At 76.8% G+C, this 715-nt stretch carries 1 pseudogene; it reads left to right on the top strand.

Annotation, left to right across the window (positions count from 1 at the left end):
* Positions 1 to 179: 179 nt before the first annotated feature.
* A pseudogene (locus D452_RS30145) lies at positions 180 to 715 on the top strand (hypothetical protein); the annotation flags it as partial.

Raw genomic sequence — 715 nt, 5'->3', positions numbered from 1 at the left:
GGAGCGGAGACCGCCTCCGGCCGCCCCGTTCGCCGAGGCCGTGGCCGGATCCGGAAGAATCGCCCCGCCTTCGCGTGGAATGAGCACGTTGTACCCTGATCTGGCCTGTGCGCCGCGGGGCCCCTGGACTCGGTGGAACCGGCGCCGGCGCGTCCGCCCCCGAGAACCCGGTGATCCGTATGAGCAGCGACCGTGGAGACGCCGAACCCGCCATCACGCGCACCGTTCGGCGCAGGAAGGAGCGCCGAAAGCGCCGCCTGCTGGCCGGCGGCGCCGCGGCCTCGGCCCTCGCCTGCGGCGCCGCGCTCATCATGGGCATGACGCTGAGCGGCGGCGACACCGAGGTGGACGTCGACGACCCGCCCGCACCCGCGCGCTCCACCGGCGCGAGCCCCACCCCGGACCCCGTCGGCGACGGTGAGCAGCACTCCTCCGCCGAGGCGGCGGCTCCCGCCGCCACCCCCGAAACCCCTGCGCAAGCACCGCAGGACGACGGCGGCGGCGACGGCGGCGGCGAGGGCGACGACTCCGGATCGGGCGGCTCCGGCGGTGGCGGCTCCGGGGGCGGGGAGAACGGCGCGGGTGCATCCGGCGGATCCGGCGGATCCGGCACCGGGTCCGCCGGCGGCTCCGAACCGGAGGAGGACGGCGCGGGCTGCCAAGCCGGATACTCCGTCGTCGACGAGTGGCCCGGCGGCTTCCAGGCCGAGGTCTC

The sequence above is a fragment of the Nocardiopsis prasina DSM 43845 genome, assembly GCF_000341265.1.
Taxonomy (GTDB): Bacteria; Actinomycetota; Actinomycetes; order Streptosporangiales; family Streptosporangiaceae; genus Nocardiopsis; species Nocardiopsis prasina.
This window is presented reverse-complemented; position numbering and strand designations above follow the sequence as displayed.